General features: G+C 68.0%; 17 protein-coding genes. 13 read left to right on the forward strand and 4 right to left on the reverse strand.

The window, feature by feature from the left end:
- Window position 1 precedes the first annotated feature (1 nt).
- Both AC5L38_RS27520 and AC5L38_RS27525 read left to right on the forward strand, forming a co-directional pair.
- Entirely contained in the window at window positions 2-1,111 is a 1,110-nt protein-coding gene (locus AC5L38_RS27520) for an LLM class flavin-dependent oxidoreductase (protein WP_495245709.1), read from the forward strand.
- Between the two features lie 224 nt (window positions 1,112-1,335).
- The gene (locus AC5L38_RS27525) at window positions 1,336-2,670 is read left to right on the forward strand and encodes a saccharopine dehydrogenase family protein (RefSeq protein ID WP_495245710.1); all 1,335 of its coding nucleotides are present in this window, start codon (window positions 1,336-1,338) and stop codon (window positions 2,668-2,670) included.
- A 22-nt stretch (window positions 2,671-2,692) separates the two neighbouring features.
- Here AC5L38_RS27525 and AC5L38_RS27530 read toward each other — a convergent pair whose 3' ends face one another.
- Complete coding sequence (locus AC5L38_RS27530) at window positions 2,693-3,727, reverse strand: TetR/AcrR family transcriptional regulator (RefSeq protein ID WP_495245711.1); 1,035 nt, start codon at window positions 3,725-3,727, stop codon at window positions 2,693-2,695.
- Between the two features lie 83 nt (window positions 3,728-3,810).
- On the opposite strand from AC5L38_RS27530, the gene AC5L38_RS27535 reads away from it, so the two are divergent.
- The 3 genes from AC5L38_RS27535 to AC5L38_RS27545 all read left to right on the forward strand — a co-directional run bounded on the left by AC5L38_RS27535 (window position 3,811) and on the right by AC5L38_RS27545 (window position 6,882).
- Entirely contained in the window at window positions 3,811-5,544 is a 1,734-nt protein-coding gene (locus AC5L38_RS27535) for a right-handed parallel beta-helix repeat-containing protein (protein ID WP_495245712.1), read from the forward strand.
- A 96-nt stretch (window positions 5,545-5,640) separates the two neighbouring features.
- Window positions 5,641-6,345, forward strand: coding sequence for a lysoplasmalogenase (locus tag AC5L38_RS27540; protein ID WP_495245713.1), 705 nt, complete (start codon window positions 5,641-5,643; stop codon window positions 6,343-6,345).
- Window positions 6,346-6,597: 252 nt separating this feature from the next.
- A complete protein-coding gene (locus AC5L38_RS27545) occupies window positions 6,598-6,882 on the forward strand; it encodes a DUF1540 domain-containing protein (RefSeq protein ID WP_495245714.1) in 285 nt (94 codons plus the stop codon).
- A gap of 16 nt (window positions 6,883-6,898) precedes the next feature.
- On the opposite strand, the gene AC5L38_RS27550 is transcribed toward AC5L38_RS27545, so the two are convergent.
- Together AC5L38_RS27550 and AC5L38_RS27555 are read right to left on the reverse strand one after the other, a co-directional pair.
- Complete coding sequence (locus AC5L38_RS27550; RefSeq protein WP_495245715.1) at window positions 6,899-7,261, reverse strand: hypothetical protein; 363 nt, start codon at window positions 7,259-7,261, stop codon at window positions 6,899-6,901.
- Window position 7,262: 1 nt separating this feature from the next.
- Complete coding sequence (locus AC5L38_RS27555) at window positions 7,263-9,632, reverse strand: AAA family ATPase (RefSeq protein WP_495245716.1); 2,370 nt, start codon at window positions 9,630-9,632, stop codon at window positions 7,263-7,265.
- A 722-nt stretch (window positions 9,633-10,354) separates the two neighbouring features.
- On the opposite strand from AC5L38_RS27555, the gene AC5L38_RS27560 reads away from it, so the two are divergent.
- Window positions 10,355-10,819 (forward strand): hypothetical protein, encoded by a 465-nt coding sequence (locus tag AC5L38_RS27560; RefSeq protein WP_495245717.1) that lies wholly within the window; start codon window positions 10,355-10,357, stop codon window positions 10,817-10,819.
- Window positions 10,820-10,837: 18 nt separating this feature from the next.
- Window positions 10,838-11,602 carry a hypothetical protein gene (locus AC5L38_RS27565; protein WP_495245718.1) on the forward strand — a complete coding sequence of 255 codons (765 nt, stop codon included), beginning with the start codon at window positions 10,838-10,840 and terminating at the stop codon, window positions 11,600-11,602.
- Window positions 11,603-11,743: 141 nt separating this feature from the next.
- On the opposite strand, the gene AC5L38_RS27570 is transcribed toward AC5L38_RS27565, so the two are convergent.
- A complete protein-coding gene (locus AC5L38_RS27570) occupies window positions 11,744-12,397 on the reverse strand; it encodes an ATP-binding protein (protein WP_495245719.1) in 654 nt (217 codons plus the stop codon).
- A 243-nt stretch (window positions 12,398-12,640) separates the two neighbouring features.
- Here AC5L38_RS27570 and AC5L38_RS27575 point away from each other — a divergent pair, with 243 nt between their 5' ends.
- The 6 genes from AC5L38_RS27575 (at window position 12,641) to AC5L38_RS27600 (ending at window position 22,215) form a co-directional block, all read left to right on the forward strand.
- The gene (locus AC5L38_RS27575; RefSeq protein ID WP_495245720.1) at window positions 12,641-12,892 is read left to right on the forward strand and encodes a hypothetical protein; all 252 of its coding nucleotides are present in this window, start codon (window positions 12,641-12,643) and stop codon (window positions 12,890-12,892) included.
- The gene (locus tag AC5L38_RS27580) at window positions 12,885-13,286 is read left to right on the forward strand and encodes a hypothetical protein (protein ID WP_495245721.1); all 402 of its coding nucleotides are present in this window, start codon (window positions 12,885-12,887) and stop codon (window positions 13,284-13,286) included. The genes AC5L38_RS27575 and AC5L38_RS27580 overlap by 8 nt, the downstream gene beginning before the upstream one ends.
- A gap of 106 nt (window positions 13,287-13,392) precedes the next feature.
- Window positions 13,393-14,769: a helix-turn-helix transcriptional regulator gene (locus AC5L38_RS27585; RefSeq protein WP_495245722.1), complete on the forward strand. Its 1,377-nt coding sequence runs from the start codon at window positions 13,393-13,395 to the stop codon at window positions 14,767-14,769.
- Between the two features lie 248 nt (window positions 14,770-15,017).
- Window positions 15,018-17,591 (forward strand): type I restriction-modification system subunit M, encoded by a 2,574-nt coding sequence (locus AC5L38_RS27590; RefSeq protein ID WP_495245723.1) that lies wholly within the window; start codon window positions 15,018-15,020, stop codon window positions 17,589-17,591.
- Window positions 17,584-18,816, forward strand: a complete 1,233-nt coding sequence (locus tag AC5L38_RS27595; protein WP_495245724.1) for a restriction endonuclease subunit S — start codon at window positions 17,584-17,586, stop codon at window positions 18,814-18,816. Before AC5L38_RS27590 ends, AC5L38_RS27595 begins: the two co-directional genes overlap by 8 nt.
- 144 nt (window positions 18,817-18,960) lie before the next feature.
- Entirely contained in the window at window positions 18,961-22,215 is a 3,255-nt protein-coding gene (locus AC5L38_RS27600) for a type I restriction endonuclease subunit R (protein ID WP_495245725.1), read from the forward strand.
- The last annotated feature ends 5 nt before the right edge of the window (window positions 22,216-22,220 follow it).

Raw genomic sequence — 22,220 nt, forward strand, 5'->3', positions numbered from 1 at the left:
GATGAAGTTCCACTGGTTCCTGCCCACCGCCGGCGACAGCCGGGTGCTCACCGGGGGCGGCCACGGCCTCGCCAGGGGGCACGGCCGCTCGGAGGCGGCGGCGTTCCGCGCACCGGACATCGAGTATCTGGCGCAGGTCGCCCGCTCCGCCGAGCAGCTCGGCTTCGAGGCCGTCCTCACCCCGACCGGCACCTGGTGCGAGGACGCCTGGCTGGTCACCGCCGCGCTGACCCGCGAGACCGAACGGCTGAAGTTTCTCGTCGCGTTCCGGCCGGGCTTCATGTCCCCGACGCTGGCCGCGCAGATGGCCGCCACCTACCAGCGGCTCTCGCGCGGCAGGCTCCTGCTCAACGTGGTGACCGGCGGGGAGACCGTCGAGCAGGCCAGGTTCGGCGACCACCTGTCCAAGGACGAACGCTACGAGCGCACCGACGAGTTCCTGTCGGTCGTGCGCGGCGCCTGGAGCGGGACCCCGTACGACTTCGAGGGCACGCACTACCGCGTCGAGGGCGCGATGGTCTCCGAGACGCCCGACCCCGTCCCGGAGGTCTACTTCGGCGGTTCCTCGCGTGCGGCGGGGCCGGTCGCGGCCAGGCACGTGGACGTCTACCTCACCTGGGGCGAACCTCCCGAGCAGGTGGCGAAGAAGATCGAGTGGGTCCGCGAGCTGGCCGAGGAGCAGGGCCGCAAGCTCCGCTTCGGCATCCGGCTGCACGTGATCACCCGCGACACCGAACGCGACGCCTGGGCGGAGGCGGAGCGGCTGCTGGCCGCCATCGACCCGGCCGACATCGTCTCGGCCAGGAAGCTGCTGGGCCGCAGCGAGTCGGTCGGCCAGAAACGCATGCTGGAACTGCACGAGGGCTTCGCCGGCGGCACCGCCCGCGACCTGGAGATCCACCCGAACCTCTGGGCCGGGGTCGGCCTCGTCAGGGGCGGCGCCGGAACCGCCCTGGTCGGCAGCCACTCTCAGGTCGCCGAGCGGATCGAGGAGTACGCCTCCCTCGGCATCGAAGAGTTCGTCCTGTCCGGCTACCCCCACCTGGAGGAGTCGTACTGGTTCGGCGAGAACGTCCTGCCCCGCCTCGCCGCCGCACCCGTGCAGAGGTGAGCGCGGGGGTGTGACGGAACCCGTGTCCGTCCGGGGTGGGCGCGGGGACGTGGCGGAACCCGCGTTCACCAGGAGGAGGGAGCGGAGCGCGGCGGGACCCGCGTTCGTCCGAGGGCGAACGCGGCCGCCGCGCTCGTCCCGGATGATCGAGCCACGCCCGGGGTAGGTCTCGCGTCCGGCCTTGACAGCTTGCGTCCGGCCCTGACAGGGAGGATTCTCGGCCCATGCCTGACGACCGCTCGTACGACATCGTGCTGTTCGGCGCCACCGGGTTCACCGGGGCGCTCACCGCCGACTACCTCGCGCGCCACGCCGGTCCCTCCCTGCGCTGGGCCCTGGCCGGGCGCAACCGGGCCAAGCTCGAAGCGGTCAGGGAGCGGATCGGCCTGCCCGAGCTGCCACTGCTCCACGCCGACGCGACCGACCCCGCCTCCCTGGTGGAGATCGTCAGGCAGACCAGGGTCGTCGCGAGCACCGTGGGGCCCTTCCTCACCTACGGCGAGCCGCTCGTGGCCGCCTGCGCCGACGCGGGCACCCACTACGCCGACATCACCGGCGAGCCCGAGTTCGTCGACCGCATGTTCATCCGCCACCACGAGCGGGCCAGGCGGACCGGGGCCAAGCTCGTGCACTCGTGCGGCTTCGACTCGATCCCGCACGACCTCGGCGCCTATTTCACCGTCAAGCACCTGCCCCAGGGGGTGCCGCTGGAGGTCAGCGGGTTCGTCCGGGCCTCCGGTGCCCCGTCGGGCGGCACCATGCACTCCGCCGTGATGGCGATCTCCCGCTTCCGGCAGTCGGCCGAGGCCGCGCGCCTCCGCCGCGAACTCGAAGAACGCCCCTGGGCGCGTCCCGCGCCCGCGACCGGGACCGCCGGTGCCGGGGGCGAGGCGGGGTCGTCCGTGACCGAGGCCACGGCGGGCTCCCGGACCGCGACCTTGGCGGGTCCCGCGGCTTTGGCCGATTCCGCGGCCCCGGCGGGTTCCGCGACCTCGCCGGGAGCCGTGGCGGTTTCCGGGAGCAGGAAGGCGCGCGGCGGGCCCGGATCGATCCGCTACGTCGGGGGCTGGGCCCTGCCGCTGCCCACGCTCGACCCGCAGGTCGTCGCCCGTTCGGCCCGCGCGCTGGAGTGCTACGGCCCCGACTTCACCTACCGCCACCATTTCGCGGTCAAGGCACTACCCGCCGCCCTCGGTCTCGCCGTGGGTGCGGGGGCGCTCGGCCTGCTCGCCCAGATCCCCCCGGCGCGCTCCCTGCTGCTGCGGCGCTTCGCCCCCGGCGACGGTCCCGGTGCCGAGCAGCGGGCCAGGAGCTGGTTCAAGGTCACCTTCCTCGGCCAGGGGGGCGGGGCGCGCGTCGTCACCGAGGTCGCGGGCGGCGATCCCGGGTACGACGAGACCGCCAAGATGCTCGGTGAGTCGGCGCTCAGCCTGGCGACCGACGACCTGCCCGACGTCTCGGGCCAGGTCACCACCGTCGTGGCGATGGGCGACGCGCTCATCGACCGGCTCCGGCGGGCGGGCATCACGTTCACGGTGCTGAGCGACTCGCGGAAGTAGGGGTCGCCCTTGGCCCGGAGGGTCACCCGGCCGTGGTGGAGCGGTGGCGCCTGCGGTAGGCGCGCTGCTGGCAGGCCCGCGAGCAGTAGGCGCGGGGGCGGCCCGTCTCCGCCCGGTCCATGCTCGTCCCGCACATGGCGCACACGGCGTTTTCGTCACGTGTTTCATCACGCTCGCGGACCAGCGCCTCGACACCGTCCAGCACGCGCCGCAGGCCGAACTCGAAGGAGTCCTCGGGCTCGTCGTATCCGCCCGCCTCCCAGATGTGGGTCAGCGTGGGATAGAGGTGGAAGTTCGCGTACAGGGAGTCCCTGGCGCCCCACCACTCCTCCTCCGAGACCCCGGTGCGGCGCTCGACCCTGGCGACCTCCGCGGCCCTGGTCGCCTCGCTGTCCACGAAACGGCCGACGAGGCCGACCACGGCGACCATCTCGGCGGGTCTGAGGCCGATTCCCGCCACGGTGCCGAGCGCGTACTCGAAGTGGGCCATGGAGTTCGGGCCGGGGACCTGCCGGGTGCCGCGCACCTCGGCCAGCCAGGGATGGCGGAGGCACAGGAGCCAGCCGCGCCGCGCCCACCCCTCAAGCGCCTCGCGCCACCCGTACGGCGCGCTCGCCGGCGTCCCGGCCGGCGTCCCGGTCGCGATCCCGGCCGGTGTCCTCGACGCGGCATCGTCACCCGGCACGTCCGGCGCCACGTCCGGCGCCCTGTTACCCGCTCTGTCACCCGCCCTGTCACCCGCCACGTCCGCCGCCCCGGCCGTGGCGTCCGTCCCCGCCCCCATGTCCGTGTCCGTCGCGACGTCGCCCATCACCGCGTCGCACATCAGGTCGACGAGCTGCGCCTTGCCCGGTATGTGCCGGTAGAGCGACATGCCGGTGAAACCGAGCCGCTCGCCGATCCGGCGCATGGACACCGCCTCGATCCCGTCGGCGTCGGCGATCTCAATGGCGGCGCGCACGATCGCGCCGACGCTCAGCCCCTGCCTGGGCGCGGTCTCCCGCGGCCCGCGCCACAGCAGTTCGACCGACCGATCCGGGTCCTCCTCGGCGGCCACCCGTCCTCCTTCGTCTTGACACTCGACCTCAATATCTGTTTATTCTGTATAGCAGTGTTTACATCATAAACAAGGAGTGCTCCTTGAACGAGCTCTACGTCTCTCCTTCCGGCGAGGACGCCTGGCCCGGCACCCGGGAGCGTCCCCTGGCCACCCTCGCCCGCGCCCGTGACCTGGCTCGCGGCGCGAGAACCGTGGTCAACCTGCTGGCGGGCACCCACCGGCTCACCGAGACCCTCCGGCTCACCGACGCCGACTCCGGCGTGACCTACCGGGCCGTGAGCGCGGCGGGCGCGGCGGGCGAGGTCGTCGTCAGCGGGGGCCGGAGGATCACCGGCTGGCGCGAGCGGGACGGCGTCTGGCTGGCCGAGGTCGGCGACCTCGACACCCGCCAGCTCTACGTCGACGGCCGCAGGGCCGAGCGGGCCTCGATCGACGCCGTCCCCGGGAACGCCACCAGAACCGACACGGGTTACGTCACCGACAGCACCGCCCCGCAGGGCTGGGGCAACCCCGGCGACGTCGAGTTCGTCCTGCGTGGCGTCTACCCGTGGACGGAGGCCCGTCTCGGGGTCGCCGCCGTCGAGGGCGACGGGCACTCGACCACCATCACCATGGCCCAGCCCGCCTTCGGCTGGGCGATCGAGCTCTACAACTCGGTGGTCCCGTGGGAGGGCGGTGGCGAGTCCTACGGCCCCGGCCTGCCGACCCGGGTGGAGAACGGCACGGGCTTCCTGACCGAGCCGGGCACCTTCGTCCTCGACAGGTCCCGTCCCGGCCACCACGTCCTCCGCTACCGGCCGCGCCCCGGCGAGGACCCCGGGCGGACGGAGGTCGTCGCGCCCGTGCTGGAGGAGCTGGTCACGGTCACCGGCGCCCGCGACGTCGCCTTCCTGGGCATCACCTTCGCCGACGCCACCTGGACGCGGCCGAGCCGCCCCGAGGGCTTCCTGCACTACCACGGCGCCGGCTACTACGACGGCGGCCCCATCGAGAAGGTGTCGTTCGGCGAGGGGGCGTGGGTGACGGTGCCCGGGGAGTCGCTGACGATCCCCGCGAACGTCGTGTTCGAGGGCGCCGGGCGGGTCACGATCGAAGGCTGCCGCTTCACCAGGCTGGGCGCCACGGCCCTGCGGCTCTCCGGAGGCAGTGTCGAGGTCCTGGTGCGGGGCAACGTGTTCGAGGACGTCAGCGGTGGCGGGATCTCGATCGGCGAGAGCCGCGCCGTCACGGTCGAGAACAACCGGGTCCACGACATCGGCCTGGAGTACTCCGGCTCGCCCGGCATCGCGGTGACCGCGAGCGAGGACACCACGGTCGCGCACAACCAGGTGAACGACGTCCCGCACTGCGGCATCGTGCTCGGCCCCGGCAGGAGCACCCGGGTCCTGAACAACCTCACCTTCAACACCCTCAAGGTGCTCGCCGACGGCGGCGGCGTCTATCTGTCGGGCCCGCAGGGCGACTCCCACGACAACGGCGCGGTGATCCGCGGCAACGTCGTGCGCGACACGCTCACCCCGTACAACTTCGCGCTCTACACCGACTACGGCGCCGCCTGGGTCACCGTCGAGGGCAACGCCGTCCAGCGCGCGGACAACACCGCCACGTTGCAGGTCTGGCCGCCCCTGGAGAACGTCGTCCTCCGCGGCAACGTCTGGGACGCCGACCCCGTGGGCTGGGACGACCCGCCGGAGGGCGTCACCCTGGAGGGCAACGTGACGGCGACCGGCGAGAAGGACTTCGAGGCCCGTACGGCGGAGATCGCCGCGCGGGCGGGCCTGGAACCCGGCCACGCCCACCTGCTCGGCCGGTGACCGCCGGGCTCTCGGCCACCGGGGCCTGTGGATCGCCGAGCCCCGCGCCACCGAGGTCCCGTGGCTCGCCGTGACGGCACGCCCTACCATTCAGCTGTGCAGAACGATGTTCTAAAAGCCGGAGGGCTCTCCCGCGCCGTACTGGCCGCCTTCTGGGTCTGCTGCGCGGTGCACCTGGTCCTGGGGATCGCCGGCGCGGCCCCGCTGGACTCCGTGACCAAGGCGCTGCTCATGCCGCTGCTCGCGGCCTGGGTGCTGGCACGGCGCGGGCCACGCCCGCTGGTGGCGGCCCTCCTGCTGTCCTGGGGCGGTGACGTGGCCCTGGAGATCGACGGCCTCTTCCTCCCGGGCATGGCCCTGTTCGCCGCGGCGCACGTCTGCTACGTGACTTACTTCGTCCGGGAGGGAGCGCTCGACGCGCTGCGGCGCCGCCCGGTGGTCCCGGTGGTCTACGCCGTCCTGTGGGTGGTCCTGATCGTCGTCCTGTGGCCCGGTCTCGGCGACCTGCGCCTGCCGGTGGCCGCCTACTCGCTGCTGCTCACCGCCACCGCCGTGACCGCCGCGGGTCACGGCCGGTGGATCGGGGCGGGCGGCGCCCTGTTCCTGCTGTCCGACACGCTGATCGCGTTCGAGCTGGCGGACCTTCCCCGCCTTCCGGCGCACGGCTTCCTCGTCATGGCCACCTACATCGCGGGCCAGTACCTGCTGGCCTCGGGCATCGTCGGCCGGTCCCGTCCCCGCCCCCGTCCCCGAAACGACGAACGCCCCGGCTCTCTTGGAGAAGCCTTGGGACCGGCATGAGCGTGAAGACGATCCGGGCGCGGTAGGAGACGGAGTAGTCCCGGCGCCCGTACGCGGGCACGGGCCGCGTCACGTCCGGTCGCGAGTGTCGGCGACCGTGACATGGCGCGGCGCGAGGCGGGCCGACGCCCCGGGCACCAACCGGGAAGCGCCGGCGTCGCCACCGGGTGACACCGACAAACCACTGGGCGACAGGCCCCGGCGATGGCTCGTCGAGCCCGGGACCGGCCCGAGCCCTAGGAGAGTTCAGCCATGGAAATGCCCGCGGTCAACGAGTGTCAGGTCGAGGCGTGCGCCTACAACACGGCGCACTCCTGCCACGCCCTGGCCATCACGGTCGGCAACAGCAGCCACGCGGAGTGCGAGACCTTCTTCAAGGTCGCGTCGAAGGGCGGCGACCCGGCCTCCACCGGCCACGTCGGCGCCTGCAAGATGGCCAACTGCCAGCACAACGTCCAGTACTCGTGCCAGGCCTCCGGCATCACCGTCGGTTACGCGCAGAACGACATCGACTGCCTCACGTACGCGCCCGCCTGACGCCGGGTGGCCCGGGTCAGAGCGACGGCGGGACTGAGCCGAGGCGTTCGGTGACGAGACGCACCTCTTCGTGGAGGGCGCGCAATTCACCGGCCGTCGGGTTGAGCTCGTAGCCGTGGTAGTGACAAGCGGCGCTGAGGGCGGCCCACGCTCCGGCGACACGCCGGGCGGTGCTCTCGTCGGCGTACTGCGTCAGGCAGAGCATCTGCGTTCGCATGCGGCACCGCTCCATACCCGGCTGGGCGCGGTGCCAGAAGTCGCACATACACGCCTCCAGAGCCTTCCGGAGCAGGAAGGCGGTGGTCCGAGGCCACGGTCCGCGCCCACCGGATCGCAGGACCGTGTCGGCGTTGTCGAGCAGGTGCGTGTAGGTCGTCATGTCAGTTCGCCTCTCGCAGACGCCTGGCCAGCTTGGTCACGTACTCGATCGGGTCCTTGCCGGTGCCGCGGAAGGCGGCTTCGAAGCCCTCCTGGTCGTGCGCGCCCCTGTTGCAGGCGCGGAACACCTCTCCCGCCCACGCGCCGATGGTGTGGTTGAGCCGGCCGACCACCTCGCCGGGCTCGACGCCGAGGGCGAGGGCGGCGATGTCCGAGGACCTGCGTGCCTCGGCGATCCGTCGCTCGACCGCGTCGTGGTCGGCGTCGGCGGTCAGCAGCCGTCGCCGTGCGACCTCGACGAAGGCGCTCTCCAGGGCCACCCGGCAGAGACCGGGAAGGACGGCGGCGGCCACCCCGTCGGGGAGCCGAGGGTCACCGATGACGGACCGGGCGTCCTTGAGCGCACGCTCGACCGGGTCGTCGGAGACCTCGATATTCACCTCGGAGCGCTCCTTGCGCGTCACCTCCAGGATCGTCGCCCGGATGCGCAGGCGGCGGATCGCCTCGGTCAGGCGGGTGTCGTGGGTGAACACCACCACCTGCCGGAACTCCGCCACCGTCTCCAGTACCTGGGCCAGGCCGTCGACCTTGGCGGGGTCCATCGACTGCACCGGGTCGTCGATGACCAGGAACCGGAAGGGGCTCTCGTCGGCGAGGGCCCGGGGCAGGAACAGCGAGAGCGCCAGCGCGTGCAGCTCACCCTGGCTCATCACGCCGAGGGCCGCGCCCGGCACCTCGTCCACCGTCACGTCGAGTTCGACCTTGCGCTGGGTACGGTTGCCCGCCAGCCGGATCTCCCCCAGGCTCACGTTGCTCTGCTGGCGCATGATCGCCCAGTACATCCGTGCATCCTGCCCCTGCGCGGACATGCGGGACGCCCGAAGGTCGTCGTGAACCTCGTGCAGCCACTCGTCGGCGAGCTTGACCAGCGGAAGCCGGGCCCTGATCTCCGCGACCTCGCGCGCCTCCCGGCACCACGCCGCCACGGCTCCGACCAGGTCGTTCCAACGGTTGTCCTGGTCGGCGAGGCGCTTGGCGGCCTCCTCCCTGACCAGCCGGCACTCCTCCGCCAGCCGCGTGCCGACCTCGGCGAACCGCCCGATGTCCTCCCCCTCACGGCAGGCCTGCCACTCCCGCCACGACACCGTGAGAGATTCCGGCATCCCCGCGGGCTGTTCATCGATGAGTCGCCGCGCCGCCGCCCAGGCGGACCGGGACTCGGCCCGAACGGTTTCGGCGGAGGCGGCCTCCTCACGCAACCGCGTCACCTCGGTCCGTGCGCGTACGGCCCAGTCCTCATCGAGACGGTCCGGGGCCTCGCAGACCGGGCAGGCTCCGTCATCCTGATGTCCCCGGTGGTACGCGAGCGCCCGGTCGAGCAGTTCGGCACGCTCGCGTGCGTCCTCCGCCGAACCGTGCCGGATCGCCTCCAGGGCGCGTGAGGCGGTACGCACCCGTTCGGCGGCCTCCCGTACGGCCCGCGCGTCGGGGCCGGCCAGCTCCGCCACCCGGCGGAGGGCCCGCAGCTCGGCCTGTGCTCCGTCGCCGACGGCGAGCGCCTCGACGGCCGAGAGGTCGGGACGGTTCCCGCTCAGCTCGGCGTAGGCGGCACGCGCCCTGGGGTCGTCGACGGGGGACAGCGCGCTGAGCAAAGGGAGGAGAGCCTGGCGTGAGGCCGTCACCTTCTTGCCGAGAGCGTTCTTCCGGTCACGAAGCGCCTTGCACGCATCGGCGAGAGGACCGAGCCCGAGGATGCCCGAGACCCTGTCGTACAGGTCGGACGGCTTGTCCAGAGCGCCGCCCAGCTCCGCGTACGGCAGGAAGGGGCGGTGGGCCGTCAGCGCGTGGGCCAGGTTCAAAGCGCTCAGCGGCTGCTCGGAGCCCTGCTCGGGGCGTCGCACCGCGGCCGACGAGTCCTCGACCCTGGCGCCGGTCCACTCCCTGCGGACCACGGTGGGCCGGGACTCACCCGACACCAGCAACTCCACCTGGATCTCCGGGTTCGTCTGGCTGTGCAGGTTCTTGAAGCTGCTCGTCCACACCTGCGACCTGGCGTTCCAGCGCGAGTTCTGCCCGGTCAGGGCCATCTCGACGGCCTCGGCGAAGCTGGACTTGCCCGAGCCGTTGCGCCCGGTGACGACGACGAGCCCGTTGCCCTGGGGAAGCTGGAGCCGGGCAGGTCGCCCGATGCCCCGGAAACCCGCGACGGTGATCGCCCTCAGGTAGATCCCGGTCGGGGACCCGGATTCCGCCGGTGGCGGCTCACCAAGGGCTGAGAGCACCAGACCTCTGGCCTCGGCCGGGAGGCCGGAGGCGGCCAGCCGAGTCTGGACGATGTCGTGGAGCGTTGCGTGTGCCGGGGAAGAGGACACAGTGATCTCCTGCCAAAACGATGTAGGGCGATCGAATCGCCGTTCGATGAGATCAGTGAATCACCTGTGACTCTTGTTCACAACTGAGTTGGCTGAAGTTGCGTTCATGGCTCACTCGGCCTGCTGGGCGGGCTGACGGCGACCGGAGAGTCCGGTGTGTCCGCCCCATCTACTCGTCTTGCGGCTCGGGGTGGCTTTCGCGCGTCGGTTCGGGGCCTGGTTTTCGGTGGACGGCTCGCGGGTCGAACGACAGGCTCGCCACGACAAGGCGATGCCCAAGTCGCCGACCATGTGTCACCATGCCACGCTGCCGGTAATCGTCACTCTCTGTCGGAAGGTTAATCGTTTTAGTGGGATTTAAGTTTCTTGGAGTCGTGACCTGGGCGGGTAGCGGTTGAATCCCCTGCGGTTAACATCGGGGAGATCGAAGATCAAGACTTGTATGCCTTTTTCCGGCTTATTAGCCTTTGACAGGCTTGGTGGTTTTCGTGACAGCGCTCGTGTGAAGTCCATCCGACTCGTCAGAAGGGAAATGCATGACCGTCGGACGTCGCCTGTCTGTCCTTGTTGTTTCACTGGTAGCCGCTCTGGTGGCATCGATCGCACCCGCTTCGGCGGATCTGTGGCCGTGGGTGGAAGGGATTCCCCCAGACAAGACTGTGCACACTTACTGCTACACAACGTCAGTGGGGAGTGGTCTCAAGTCATACATTCCTGGTGCCATGAACTATCTGGCGAACAATACCGATGTCGAGGGTACGTATCTGGAGTCTCCCTGCGATATTCAAAACTCCAACGGTCCCGGAGGGGATCCGGCGACGGACGCCGCCTGGTTCCAGGTCTGGGTGGATGACTCGTACGGCCAGGTGGAGTGCATGGTGAGGACGGCATCCCAGCCGGGATGGTGTGATCAGTGGCATGTCAGGATCAACCACGAGACGATCGACGCCTCGGCCGATCCTCACCACCAGTACATCAAGACGGTCTGCCACGAGCTCGGGCACTCGGTCGGACTTGCACACTACAATCCGAACCTCAATCCTCCGGATGTCCCGGGTGCGGCAGGTCAGCCCCATGACTGCCAGGCGAGTGGATCCGTGACAAGTACAAAACTTCCTGGAGCGTCCGGGTCATGGACATGGCAATACAATCAGCACCACAAAGACCACATCAACGCCTGGTTCTAGACTGAAGGGAAGGTAGCAATGAGAAAGCGTTCCGGCGTTACCGCCCTATTGGCAGCCGCTCTGCTGCTCACCGGGTGTGCGGTTCACGAGAACGAAGGAAAAATAGCCGAGGCGCCGCCCGGTAACGGTCACGAGGGCGACGCCGGAAAATCGACCCGGGGATCCCTGGACGTGTCCGTTCTCCGCGGGGCCGAAGCAGACTACGATTTCGCGCCCTCGCCGGAGGCCCTGGCCGGAAGGCGCCCAATTGTGGCGGCCGGGGTGGTGGAAGGCTGGCAGCAGGGCCCCATACTGGAAACCTACGAGGGCGGCCCTCTCGATTACCGTGTGGTGCTGAAGGTCAGGGTGACCGACGCGCTCAAAGGCGTGAAGGGGCGAACGTCCATGCCCGCGAACCTGGCCTTCGTCGAGCTCGGCCAGGGGCCCGTCATCCGGGACGACTCCCTCCCGCCCGAGGAGTGGAAGCCTGAAAGGTCGGTCCAGGACTTCGCGACATCGATTCCGGCCGGGACGAAGGTCATGATCTTCCCGACAGAGCGGCCGGCGCATGAGCAGAAGGTTCTTGACGAGGGAGAACGGCTTCCGGCGCGTGCGCGCCTGATGAGCGTTCCGCCACAGGGCCTGGTCTTCGAAGACCCTCTCCTGGCCCAGCAGAAGTCGGGCCGGTCCGCGCTCGTCGGTGGCAAGGAACCGCTGGAAGCCGCCGGGCAGTCACCGTGGCTGGAGCCGAAGAGCATGAGCGAACTGGTCGACCGGCTGAGAAGCAAGGGCTTCTCGGAGTAGACGAGTGGTCCGTCGGGTGTGGTCGGCAGACTCTGAAGCCGACCACACCCGACGGTATGCGCGGGGCTTCGTTCGCTTCGCGGGCGAGGTGAGGCCCGTTCTGATGGGTCGACCCGTGCGAGGAAGCGAAACCCCCGACCATCACAGAGGACGATCGGTGGCGCGGATCGTGTTCGTCCCGGTGTCGAGGTCGTCCCCGGTGCGGAGGGGTGGGAAGGGCGGACAGGCGCCCGAGCGTGTGGGTAAGGCAAAGGTGACTGCTTTGCCGGGGGTGCCGGTGGTGTGAGTCGTGGTGGGGTGGACGTGGCACCGCCCTTGGGAGAGCCGGTGGGCCAGGAGCAGGCCGCGGCCGTTCTCGGCGAGCAGGGGCAGGCCGATCTCCTCCACCGAGTGGAGAAGATCGAGAATGATGCGGACCTCGTGGAGGTCGGGGTCGCCGTCGACGATCTCGCACCAGGCGGGGACGCCGTCCAGGCTGAGGACGCGCAGCTCGTACGGAGGACAGGCGTGCCTCTCGGCGTTGGCGGCCAGCTCCGCCACGATGGTCTCCGCGTCGGCGATGGCGTCGTCGTCCAGACCGGCCGCCCGGAGCACCTCCCGGACCACGGCGCGAGCGCGGCGCGAGGCCGATCCCGGTTGAAGGACCTCGACCAACGCGCGAACGTCACCGCCTCCCATCAGGCCGGCGTTCTGCCCCGTCAGGCCGGTGCCTCTTCGGTCGTGATCCGAGGGGAAGGTCAGATCCTCGCCGGGATGGTCGTGAGCACCGTGGGGGATGCCGCCGGATGGCCGCATGAGCACGCTCCGTTCGCTGTCGGTGACCGTGGACAGCAGGAAACGCGATGGGCGGGGCGGGCTGAACGCCGGTCTCTGCTCGTTCGCCGAGGCTCCGGGAACAGTGTGTCCGGTGTGGCCGGTCTCTGGTCGTTTCCCCAGTTCGAACGGGCATGTGAGACTAAAAACGGTGCAAGCGGAATCCATGCGGATGTACAGGCAAGTTCGTTGCCTTGATGCTGGCAACCGCGTTGACTACGCTGAATGAAACGGAGTGATCTGCTCGCTCGAATGGCGCGCCTGGCCAGGCGGTACGGCTTCGAGTTCTCCAGGAAGCCTGATGTGCACGGTGGTGGTCACGACAAGTGGTACGTCCGGGGAGACGCGGTGATCGTGCCACGTCACGTTGAGATCAACGAGCTGACGGCCAAAGGCATTCTCAAGGAGTGGGAGGCCCTGCTCGCCGAGGCTCTGCGGGACATGGAGAAGGACGAGGAGGGGGAAGGCGATGAGTGAGTTCCGGGTCACGGCTCAGCGGTCCGGCGGCTGGTGGGCGCTGGAGGTCGAAGGGCCGGGATTGCGGCGTCCCGCGCACACCCAGGTGCGGCGCCTTGACCAGGCAGAGGAGACGGTCCGCGACCTGCTGGCGCTCCGCTTCGACACCGAGGCGGACAGCCGGCTTGCGACCACCTGGCGGATCACGGTCGTTCCCGTGCTGGGGGACGAACTCGCGACGGAGGTCGCACGGACCAGGGAGGTCCGGCAGGAGGCCGACAGGTTGCGCGACGACGCGGTCAGCCGTTCACGCCAGACCGCGCGGCACCTGCACGAGCAAGGCCTTCCGCATCGCGACATCGGCCTGCTCCTCGGGGTCTCCCACCAGGCGGTCGGCAAGCTCCTGGCCGGTTAACGTCGTCCCCGGTGGTCGATTCCTGGTCGTTTCCCGGGGCGGGGTGGTGTCGGATGCCTCTCCGTGATCACAATGAGTCGTCGTTCGGCTACCGGTGGAGGGTGTCATGGGCGGGCAACGGAGTCGTAAGGAGCGTCCCGAGCTGGTGAGGGCGCGGGTGCGGCGGGGGATGAGCCAGGAGGCGGCGGCGGAGGCGCTCGGGGTGACGCCGACGACCTGGGCGCGGTGGGAGCGCGGCGAGCAGGGGGTGCGTGCTTGTTACCGGCCGCAGATCGCCGCCGTGTTCGGGGTGGAGGCCGTCGAGGTCGAGCGGTGGATAGACGGCTGGTCCTACGGGGAGACTTCATCGTGGCCGATCGCGGACTGTGGCGACGGCTCACCGGCGGCTACCGTGAGGTCGGCCGCGCTTCTGTGGAGGTTGGAGATGGATCCGTCCCGGCGTCACCTGCTGGCCTCGTTGCTGTTCGTGCCCGGAGCCCTGGGGGAGTGGCTGGTCTCCTGGAACTACGGCACCCCGGTCGCGTCGGCTGCCCGGCAAGGGGCTGGGCGCGTGGTGGGTCTCGCCGACGTGGCGCGAATCGTCGAGGCGCAGAAGGCGTTCGGTCAGATAGACCAGCGGTTCGGGGCCGGGCTGGTGCGCCCGGTGGTGGTCAAATACCTGAACGAGAGCGTGACGCCGCTGCTGCGGGGCCGCTACGACGACCGGGTGGGCTCCGCGCTGATGACGGCCGCGGCCGGGATGACCTGGCTGGCGGGCTGGACGGCCTTCGACCTCAACCGGCACGGGCAGGCCCAGCAGCACTTCGGCCAGGCGCTGCGACTGGCCAAGAGCGGCGACGACCCGCTGACCGGCGCCTGGGTGCTGGCGACGCTGACCCGCCAGGCGATCCACCTGGAGCAGGGGGCCTGGGCCGTGTGGCTGGCCCGAGCCGCCGTCGACACGGCCCGCCGGGCTGAGGCACCTCCACGGGTCATGGCGTTGGTGCTGGCCGGGGAGGCCAGGGCGATGGCCTTGCAGGCCAGACCGGTCGAGACCCAGGATCGGCACAGTGCCGGGCAGATCGAGCGCCTGCTTGCCGAGGCCGAGCGCGCTCACGCTCAAGGAGTCACCGACCGCGATCCGGCATGGGTCGACAGGTTCGAAGCGGTGGAGTTGACGGCCCAGGCTGGGCGCTGCTGGAGCCTACTGGGTGATCACCAGCGGGCGGCGGCCTGTGCGGAGGAGGTCGTGGCCGAGTTCAGTGCACGCCTTCCTCGCTCCGCTCAGTTCAACCAGTTGCATGCCGCCGAGGCATATCTCGGTATGGGGGAGCTGGAACAGGCTCTCGACTCGGCCCGAGCCGCGATTCCGGCGACCAAAACACTGACTTCCGCTCGTACGGTGGAGCTTGCCCGCCAGTTCGCCGGACAGCTTGAGCCGTACAAGGACAGCGTGATGGTTCGCGAGTTCCGTGATCACCTGAACAGCGAGCTGGCCGCCTGACCGGGGGCGATCTTGAAGTTGTCGTTCATGGAAGCGAACCGTTCGGGAGGCGCGACGCCGGTGAGCCTGGGCAGAGGAAAGTGAGTCCCGCGAGAGCGATTTTGATGTGACTGAAGTTCACACACGAATTGATGTAGTCAACTGGTGCTGATCGCTGTAGGGTTGCGGTCGGCCGGGAAACCTGCCGCTCAGGTGTCCCGGTCTGGCTAGCCTGAGTCCTTCGGGAACCCCCGCGAGAAAGGCCGCCAGTGGCGAAGCTGACCCTGCCGCAGTTGGAACTGCACCTGTTCGGTGCGGCCGACATCCTTCGCGGCAAGATGGACGCCGCCGAGTACGGCCGTTACATCTTCGGGATGCTCTTCCTCAAGCGCTGCTCCGACCAGTTCGACGAGATGCGCGAGCAGGTCATCGCGGAGCAGAAGGCCAATGGAAAGACCCAGGAGCAGGCAGAGCAGACCGCCGAGCTGCCGTTCCTCTACCAGGGCGCCTTCTTCGTGCCCGAGCGGGCACGCTGGAGCCACATCAGGGCGGAGTCCCGCAAGAAGGCGCCGGGCGATCTTCTCAACAAGGCGCTGGAGGCGCTGGAGGAGGAGAACCTCCCGCTCAAAGACGTCCTCGGGCACATCGACTTCACCCGGCGGGTCGGCAACTCCACGATCCCCGACAAGAAGATCCAGCAGTTCATCGACCACTTCGACCGCTACCGGCTGCGCAACGACGACTTCGAGTTCCCTGACCTGCTCGGCGCCGCCTACGAATACCTGATCGGCGAGTTCGCCGACGAGGGCGGCAAGAAGGGCGGCCAGTTCTACACTCCGCGCGGCGTGGTCCGGATGATGAACCGCCTGGTCAAGCCCCAGCAGGGCATGCGAATCTACGACCCGTGCTCCGGCTCCGGCGGCATGCTCATCCACGCTAAGGAATACATCGCCGAGCACGGCCAGGACGTCCGTGACCTGTCCCTCTACGGGCAGGAGAACGACGGCGGTTCCTGGTCCATCTCGAAGATGAACATGATCCTGCACGGCGTCGCCAACGCCGACATCCGCAACGACGACACCCTGGCCTCGCCCCAGCACGTCGAGGGCGGCGAGCTGATGCGCTTCGACCGGGTGCTCACCAACCCGCCGTTCTCGCAGAACTACGACCCGGCGAGCCTGGAGCACAAGGAGCGTTTCCAGTACGGCTACACGCCGGCCTCGGGCAAGAAGGCCGACCTGATGTTCGCCCAGCACGTGCTGGCCGTGCTCGCCCCCACCGGCCTGGCCGCCATCGTCCTGCCGCACGGCGTGCTCTTCCGGGGCGGTGACGAGAAGAAGATCCGCCAGGGCATCATCGAGGCCGACCGCCTCGAAGCGGTCATCGGCCTCGCGCCCAACCTCTTCTACGGCACCGGCATCCCCGCCTGCATCCTGATCCTGCGCGGCACGGCACGGCGTGAGGAGAAGTATCGAGGCAAGATCCTGTTCATCAACGCCGACCGCGAATACACCTCGGGCCGCGCGCAGAACTACCTCGACCCTCAGCACGCCGAGAAGATCGTCTCCGCCTTTGAGGACTACAGCGACATCCCCGGCTTCGCCCGTGTCGTCGACATCGAGGAACTGCGCGAGAACGACTTCAACCTCAACATCCGCCGATACGTCGACAACACCCCGCCGCCCGAGCCCCAGGACGTCCGCGCCCACCTGCACGGCGGGGTCCCCAAGGCCGAGGTCCGCGCCTTCGAGCCGCTGTTCGCGGCCTTCGACGTCGACCCGCACGCGCTGTTCGCCGAGCGTGACACCGATTACTACGACTTTCTCCCCGAGGGCTGGCAGGCCACCGCCGAGCGGATCCCGTCGCTGACCCGTGCGGCGGAGGACCGGCTGCGCGAGGCGTTTGACGAGTGGTGGGGACGGCACAGCAAGCGGCTCATCGAGCTTCCCTCGACCAAGAAGGTCATGGAGGTCCGGGCCGAGCTGCTGGCGTCGTTCGTCGCCGAGCTGTCACCGCTTGGGTTGCTCGACCGCTTCGAGCTGGCCGGGGTGATCGCCTCCTGGTGGGGGGAGGCGCAGTACGACATCCGGACGCTCTCCTACAACGAGTTCAGCGGCGTCGTCCGGGGCTGGCTCTCCACGATCGAGGCCGCCTTCTCCGAGGACGGCCTGGAAGAGGCCCGCGACAAGGCTCGCGTAGCCGCCCAACGCCGCAAAGCCCGCGAACACCGCGTGGTCCCGCTCCTGCTTCCGGACTACCTGGATCAGCTTCAGAAGGCCGAGGCTCGGCGCGCGGAACTGGACGCCCAGGTAAAGGCGGCCACCGCGACCCCGGGTGAGGACGAGGAAGCCGAGGAGCCTGAGGAAACGCTGAGTCCAGCCGAACTGAAGAAACTCAAAGCCGACCTTGCTGCGGCTAGGAGAGTTTTCAAGGACTTGGAACAAGAGTTTCTCGTTAGGCTTCGTGCGGCATGCGCTCCTATGATTGGCCGTCGCGCTGCTGTGGAATTGTTGGGAAGCGGTACCGGCAGTGGAGATGGCATCGTGATCGGCCAGTTGGACCTGATGATGTCCGAAGCGCTGGAGTTTTCGAAGGGGAAAGTCGACTCAGACGTTTTGATTCCCACTGTAGGGGAGACAGCAATGGATTTGGTCCTCGGCATAATCAAGACAGATCTTTCCGCTCGTCTCGGCGCCAAAACCGCTAATCGTCGCCATAGTCTGGCCGTTCGCTTCCGCGCCTGGGGGGAGAAGTACGCGGTAACGCTTCGCACCCTGGAATCCGACGGAGACACCGCAGCGCGTCGCCTTGACGGATTCCTGAAGGAGCTTGGCTATGCGTAGTGTTCCTGCGGGCTGGGACCTGCTCCGAGTAAGCGAGGTCGGAGAGGTGAAACTCGGCCGACAGCGTTCTCCTGAACATGCGTCTGGCCCTCATATGCGCCCATACTTAAGGGTGGCAAATGTCTTTGATGGGCGAATTGACTATTCAGATGTTCTGGAAATGAACTTTAGTCCTAATGAGTTCGACGCTTATTCCTTGAAGCCTGGAGACATTCTCCTTAATGAAGGGCAGAGTTTAGAGCTTGTCGGCCGCTCGGCTCTGTATGACGGTCCTCCTGGGATCTGTTTTCAGAACACGCTTATTCGCTTTCGATCTTATCGTGCTATTCCTGGCTTTGCTCGTGCTGTGTTCAAGCACTGGATGGACTGTGGGGAGTTTCGGAAGATTGCCAAACAAACGACGAGCATAGCGCACCTTGGTGCTGATCGCTTTGCCAAGATGGGTTTCCCTCTGCCCCCTATGTGTGAGCAGCGACGGATTGTGGAGATCCTTGATGCTGTTGATTTGAAGATAAATTCTATTGACCGTCAGGTCGATAAGGGTGGTCTAATTCGAAGAGGTATCCTTGATCGGCTTATTTCCGAGCTTTCAGGTTCTTCGGTGTCGCTGATCGATTTGGCATTGAAAGAAAGCGGTAGTACTGTCATCGGGCCTTTTGGGAGTGATCTGACGGCAGGAGATTATCGGCCCAGCGGTATTCCTGTGGTTTTCGTCCGAGATGTACATGCGGATGGTTTTCGTTGGGTCAGTAATGTTTACGTAGACTCGACTAAGGCGCGTGCGCTGTCTGCGCATCAGGTGCGTGCTCAAGACGTGGTCCTCACGAAAATGGGGCTGCCGCCATGTGTGGCGGCCGTTTATCCAGATGATATGGCGGACGGAATTATCACTGCGGACATTGTTCGCCTAAGACCTAACGTGAGAATAGTCAATCCGCACTGGCTGGCGCTTGCAATAAATCATGGAATAGTGCGCTCTCAAGTTCGTGCTATTACTGGCGGTATAACGCGACCAAAGGTTACATTAACCGATGTTCGAAATATTCGAATCGACCTTCCTTTGCTCGATGAGCAAAATAGAATAGTCAAGATAGTCGCTGCTCATGATGCTCGCCTTACCAACTCGATGGGGATGCGCCAAAAGCTGTCCGAACTAAGGCGGGGCCTTATAGACGACCTGCTGACAGGGCGCGTGCGGGTCAAGGACATAGAGAACACGCTGTAGAACGCACCAAAAGGTGATCCATCTAGAAAACAACGGATCACCAGAAGTTCACTCGGGGGATTTTTCCAGACACGTCACCGTTCGCCCAGCGAACCAGGCGTGCCGACGGTCAGATGCGAATGACGACGAGGGAAGAGGAATCCGTTGAGCGAGTACAGCGAGGTCGAGGCGCCACTGATCAACCAGCTCAAGAAGATGGGCTGGACCCACTTCGCCGGGGCCGAGACGGGCGCGCTCGCCGTGCTGGAGCCCGAGAACTCGCAGCGGACCTCCTTCGACGAGGTCTTCCTGGAGAGCAGGCTCCGGGCCGCGATCCTCCGGATCAACCTCGGGCCCGACGGCAGGCCCTGGCTGGACGAGCGCAGGATCAGCCAGGCGGTCAACGCGCTGCGCAGGCCCGGGGTGTCGAGCCTGCTGGAGGCGAACCAGAAGGCCACCGAGCTGCTGGTCAACGGCTTCGCCGTACCGGGCCTCGACGGCTGGAACCAGGGCCGCGACCAGCTGATCCACTACATCGAGTGGGACCCGGAGAAGGCGTCGGCGAACGAGTTCACGGTGGTCAGCCAGTTCCGGGTGAACATCCCCGGCAGGCAGGGGCCGAAGAACCACGTCGTGCTCGACCTGGTGCTGTTCGTGAACGGGATCCCGCTCGTGGTGGTCGAGTGCAAGAGGCCCGGCACCGGTGCCACGGCGAAGGCCGTCAAGCAGATCAGGCGCTACGCCGAGTGCCCGCCGTACAGCCCCGGCCAGGGGGTGCCGAAGCTCTTCAACACCGTGCAGCTCACCGTCGCCGCCTCGGGGGAGGACGCGCGGCTGGGCACCTTCACCGCCGAGGCCGAGCACTACGTGCCCTGGCGCGACCCCTTCCCGATGTCTAGGGAGGAGCTGGCCGACCAGGTGGGCACGGTCAGGAACCAGGAGATCCTGGCGGGGGTCGTGCTGCACCCGAGGCGGCTGCTCGACATCGCGCACAACTACGTGACGTTCCTGCCCACCAAGGACGGGGTGATCGTCAAGGCCGCGCCGCGCTACCAGCAGTATCGCGCGGTGGAGAAGTCGATCAGGAACCTGCGCACCGAGCCGTCCAGGAAGCGCGACGGCAAGCAGGACCGGCGCGGCGGGATCATCTGGCACACCCAGGGCTCCGGCAAGAGCCTCACCATGACCTTCCTGGTCCGCAAGCTCCGCATGACACCGGGGCTGGACGACATGAAGGTGGTCCTGGTCACCGACAGGACCCAGCTGCAGAAGCAGCTCAGCGAGACGATGCGGCTGACGGGGGAGAAGGTCGACGTCGCCCGGAACGTCGAGGAGGCCAGGGCGTACCTCGCCAGGCGCGGTCCCGGCGTCGTCTTCGTGATGATCCAGAAGCAGCAGGACGTACGCAACCGGGCTGCCGGCCTCAGTGACCGGAGCTCGGTCTTCGGGGAGCTCAACATCGACGAGTCGGTCCTGGTGCTCATCGACGAGGCGCACCGCTCGCACGGCTCCGCCCTGCACGCCAACCTCCTGGAGGCGCTGCCCAACTGCGCCAGGATCGGGTTCACCGGCACGCCGATCATCACGGAGCGGCGGGCGAGGAAGACCACGATGGAGATCTTCGGCGACTTCATCGACCAGTACCGGCTCAAGGAGGCCGAGGAGGACGGCGTCATCGTGCCGATCTTCTACGAGGGGTACGCGGTCAAGGGCGCGGTGCGCGACGGCCGGGACCTCGACGAGGTCTTCGAGGACATGTTCGACCTCACCGACGAGCAGCGCGAGGTGCTCCAGAAGCGCTACGCCACCAAGGGCGACGTGCTGGAGGCCGAGAGGCTGATCGCGGCCAAGGCCAGGAGCATGCTGCGGCACTACGTCGAGACCGTGCTGCCCGGCGGGTACAAGGCGCAGGTGGTGGCCACCAGCAGGCTCGCCACGCTGCGCTACCGCGTCGCGCTGATCGCGGCCAGGGACGAGCTGGTCAGGGAGATCGAGAAGCTGCCCGCCCACGTACGGGAGATCGACCCGACGGAGCTCAGGGGCAGAAAGGCGTTCCTGGTCGCGGCGGCCAAACGTCTTGACCTGATCCGGCGGATGGACTTCGTGCCGGTGATCTCCGCCGACGGCAACGACACGGCCGAGTACCACACGTGGACCGACTCGACCGAGCAGGACAAGCGGGTCGAGGCGTTCACCCGTCCGTTCGCCGACGACGAGGAGCGCCCGATCGCGTTCCTGATCGTCAAGTCGATGCTGCTCACCGGGTTCGACGCGCCGATCGAGCAGGTGATGTACATCGACAGGTCGCTCAAGGAGGCCGAGCTGCTCCAGGCGGTCGCCCGGGTCAACCGCGTCGCCGGGCCGCAGAAGAGATGCGGCTACGTCGTCGACTACTTCGGGGTCGCCAACCACCTCAACGAGGCGTTGAAGGCGTACGCGGCGGAGGACATCCAGGGCGCGCTCAAGGACATCGGCGACGAGGTCCTCAAGCTGGAGCCGCAGCGCGCCAGGGTCCGGATGCTCTTCACCGACCGGGGGATCCCCCTGGCGGACGCGGACGATCCGCTGCGCAGGGACGACGTCGTCGAGGACTGCGTCGAGCTGCTGAGGGACCCGGAGCTGAGGGACAGGTTCGAGGTCGAGCTGAAGCGCTTCCTCACCACGGTCGACGCGGTGCTGCCCAACCCGGAGGCGAGGCCGTACCTGCCGGACGTGAAGCTGTTCGCGCTCATCAAGCTGCACACCCGTAGCCGCTACCGCCTCCCGGACGGCGAGTTCGACCCGAGCCTGTACGGCGCGAAGATCCGCGAGCTCATCGACCAGCACGTGGAGTCGCTCGGCGTGGAACAGAAGCTGCCGCCGGTCGCGCTCACCTCGCCCGACTTCGACACCAAGGTGGAGGCCATGGCGGGCGGATCCCGGGCCAAGGCATCCGAGATGGAGCACGCCCTCCGCCACCACATCGACGTACACCTGGCCAAGGACCCGGAGCGCTACCGCAAGCTCAGCGAGCGGCTGGAGCGGATCCTGGAGGAGTTCAAGGAGGACTTCGAGCAGCAGGTGCTCGCCTTCGCGGCGCTGATCGCCGAAGCCCGCGACGAGCGCCCGGAGTACCCGCACGGGCTCGGCCCGGTCGAGGGCCCGCTGTACGGCGTGCTGCTGAGCGAGACCCACCGCGACGGGATGCTCCCCGACGACGCGGGGGCCGCGCTCGCCGACGTGGCGCGGACGATCCACGGGCTCGCCGTCGAGGTGACCACCCGGCGTGACTTCTGGCGCAAGGACGCCGACAAGGAGGCGTTTCGTCACCAGATCGCCAGGGAACTGATGGATGTCTGCCGCTACCAGCAGATCGCCGAACTGGCCGACAAGCTGTTCGACGTCGTCGAGAGCAACCGGAAGGGCATCGTCCGGGAGTGATCCGG

This window comes from Streptosporangium nanhuense (assembly GCF_059358815.1).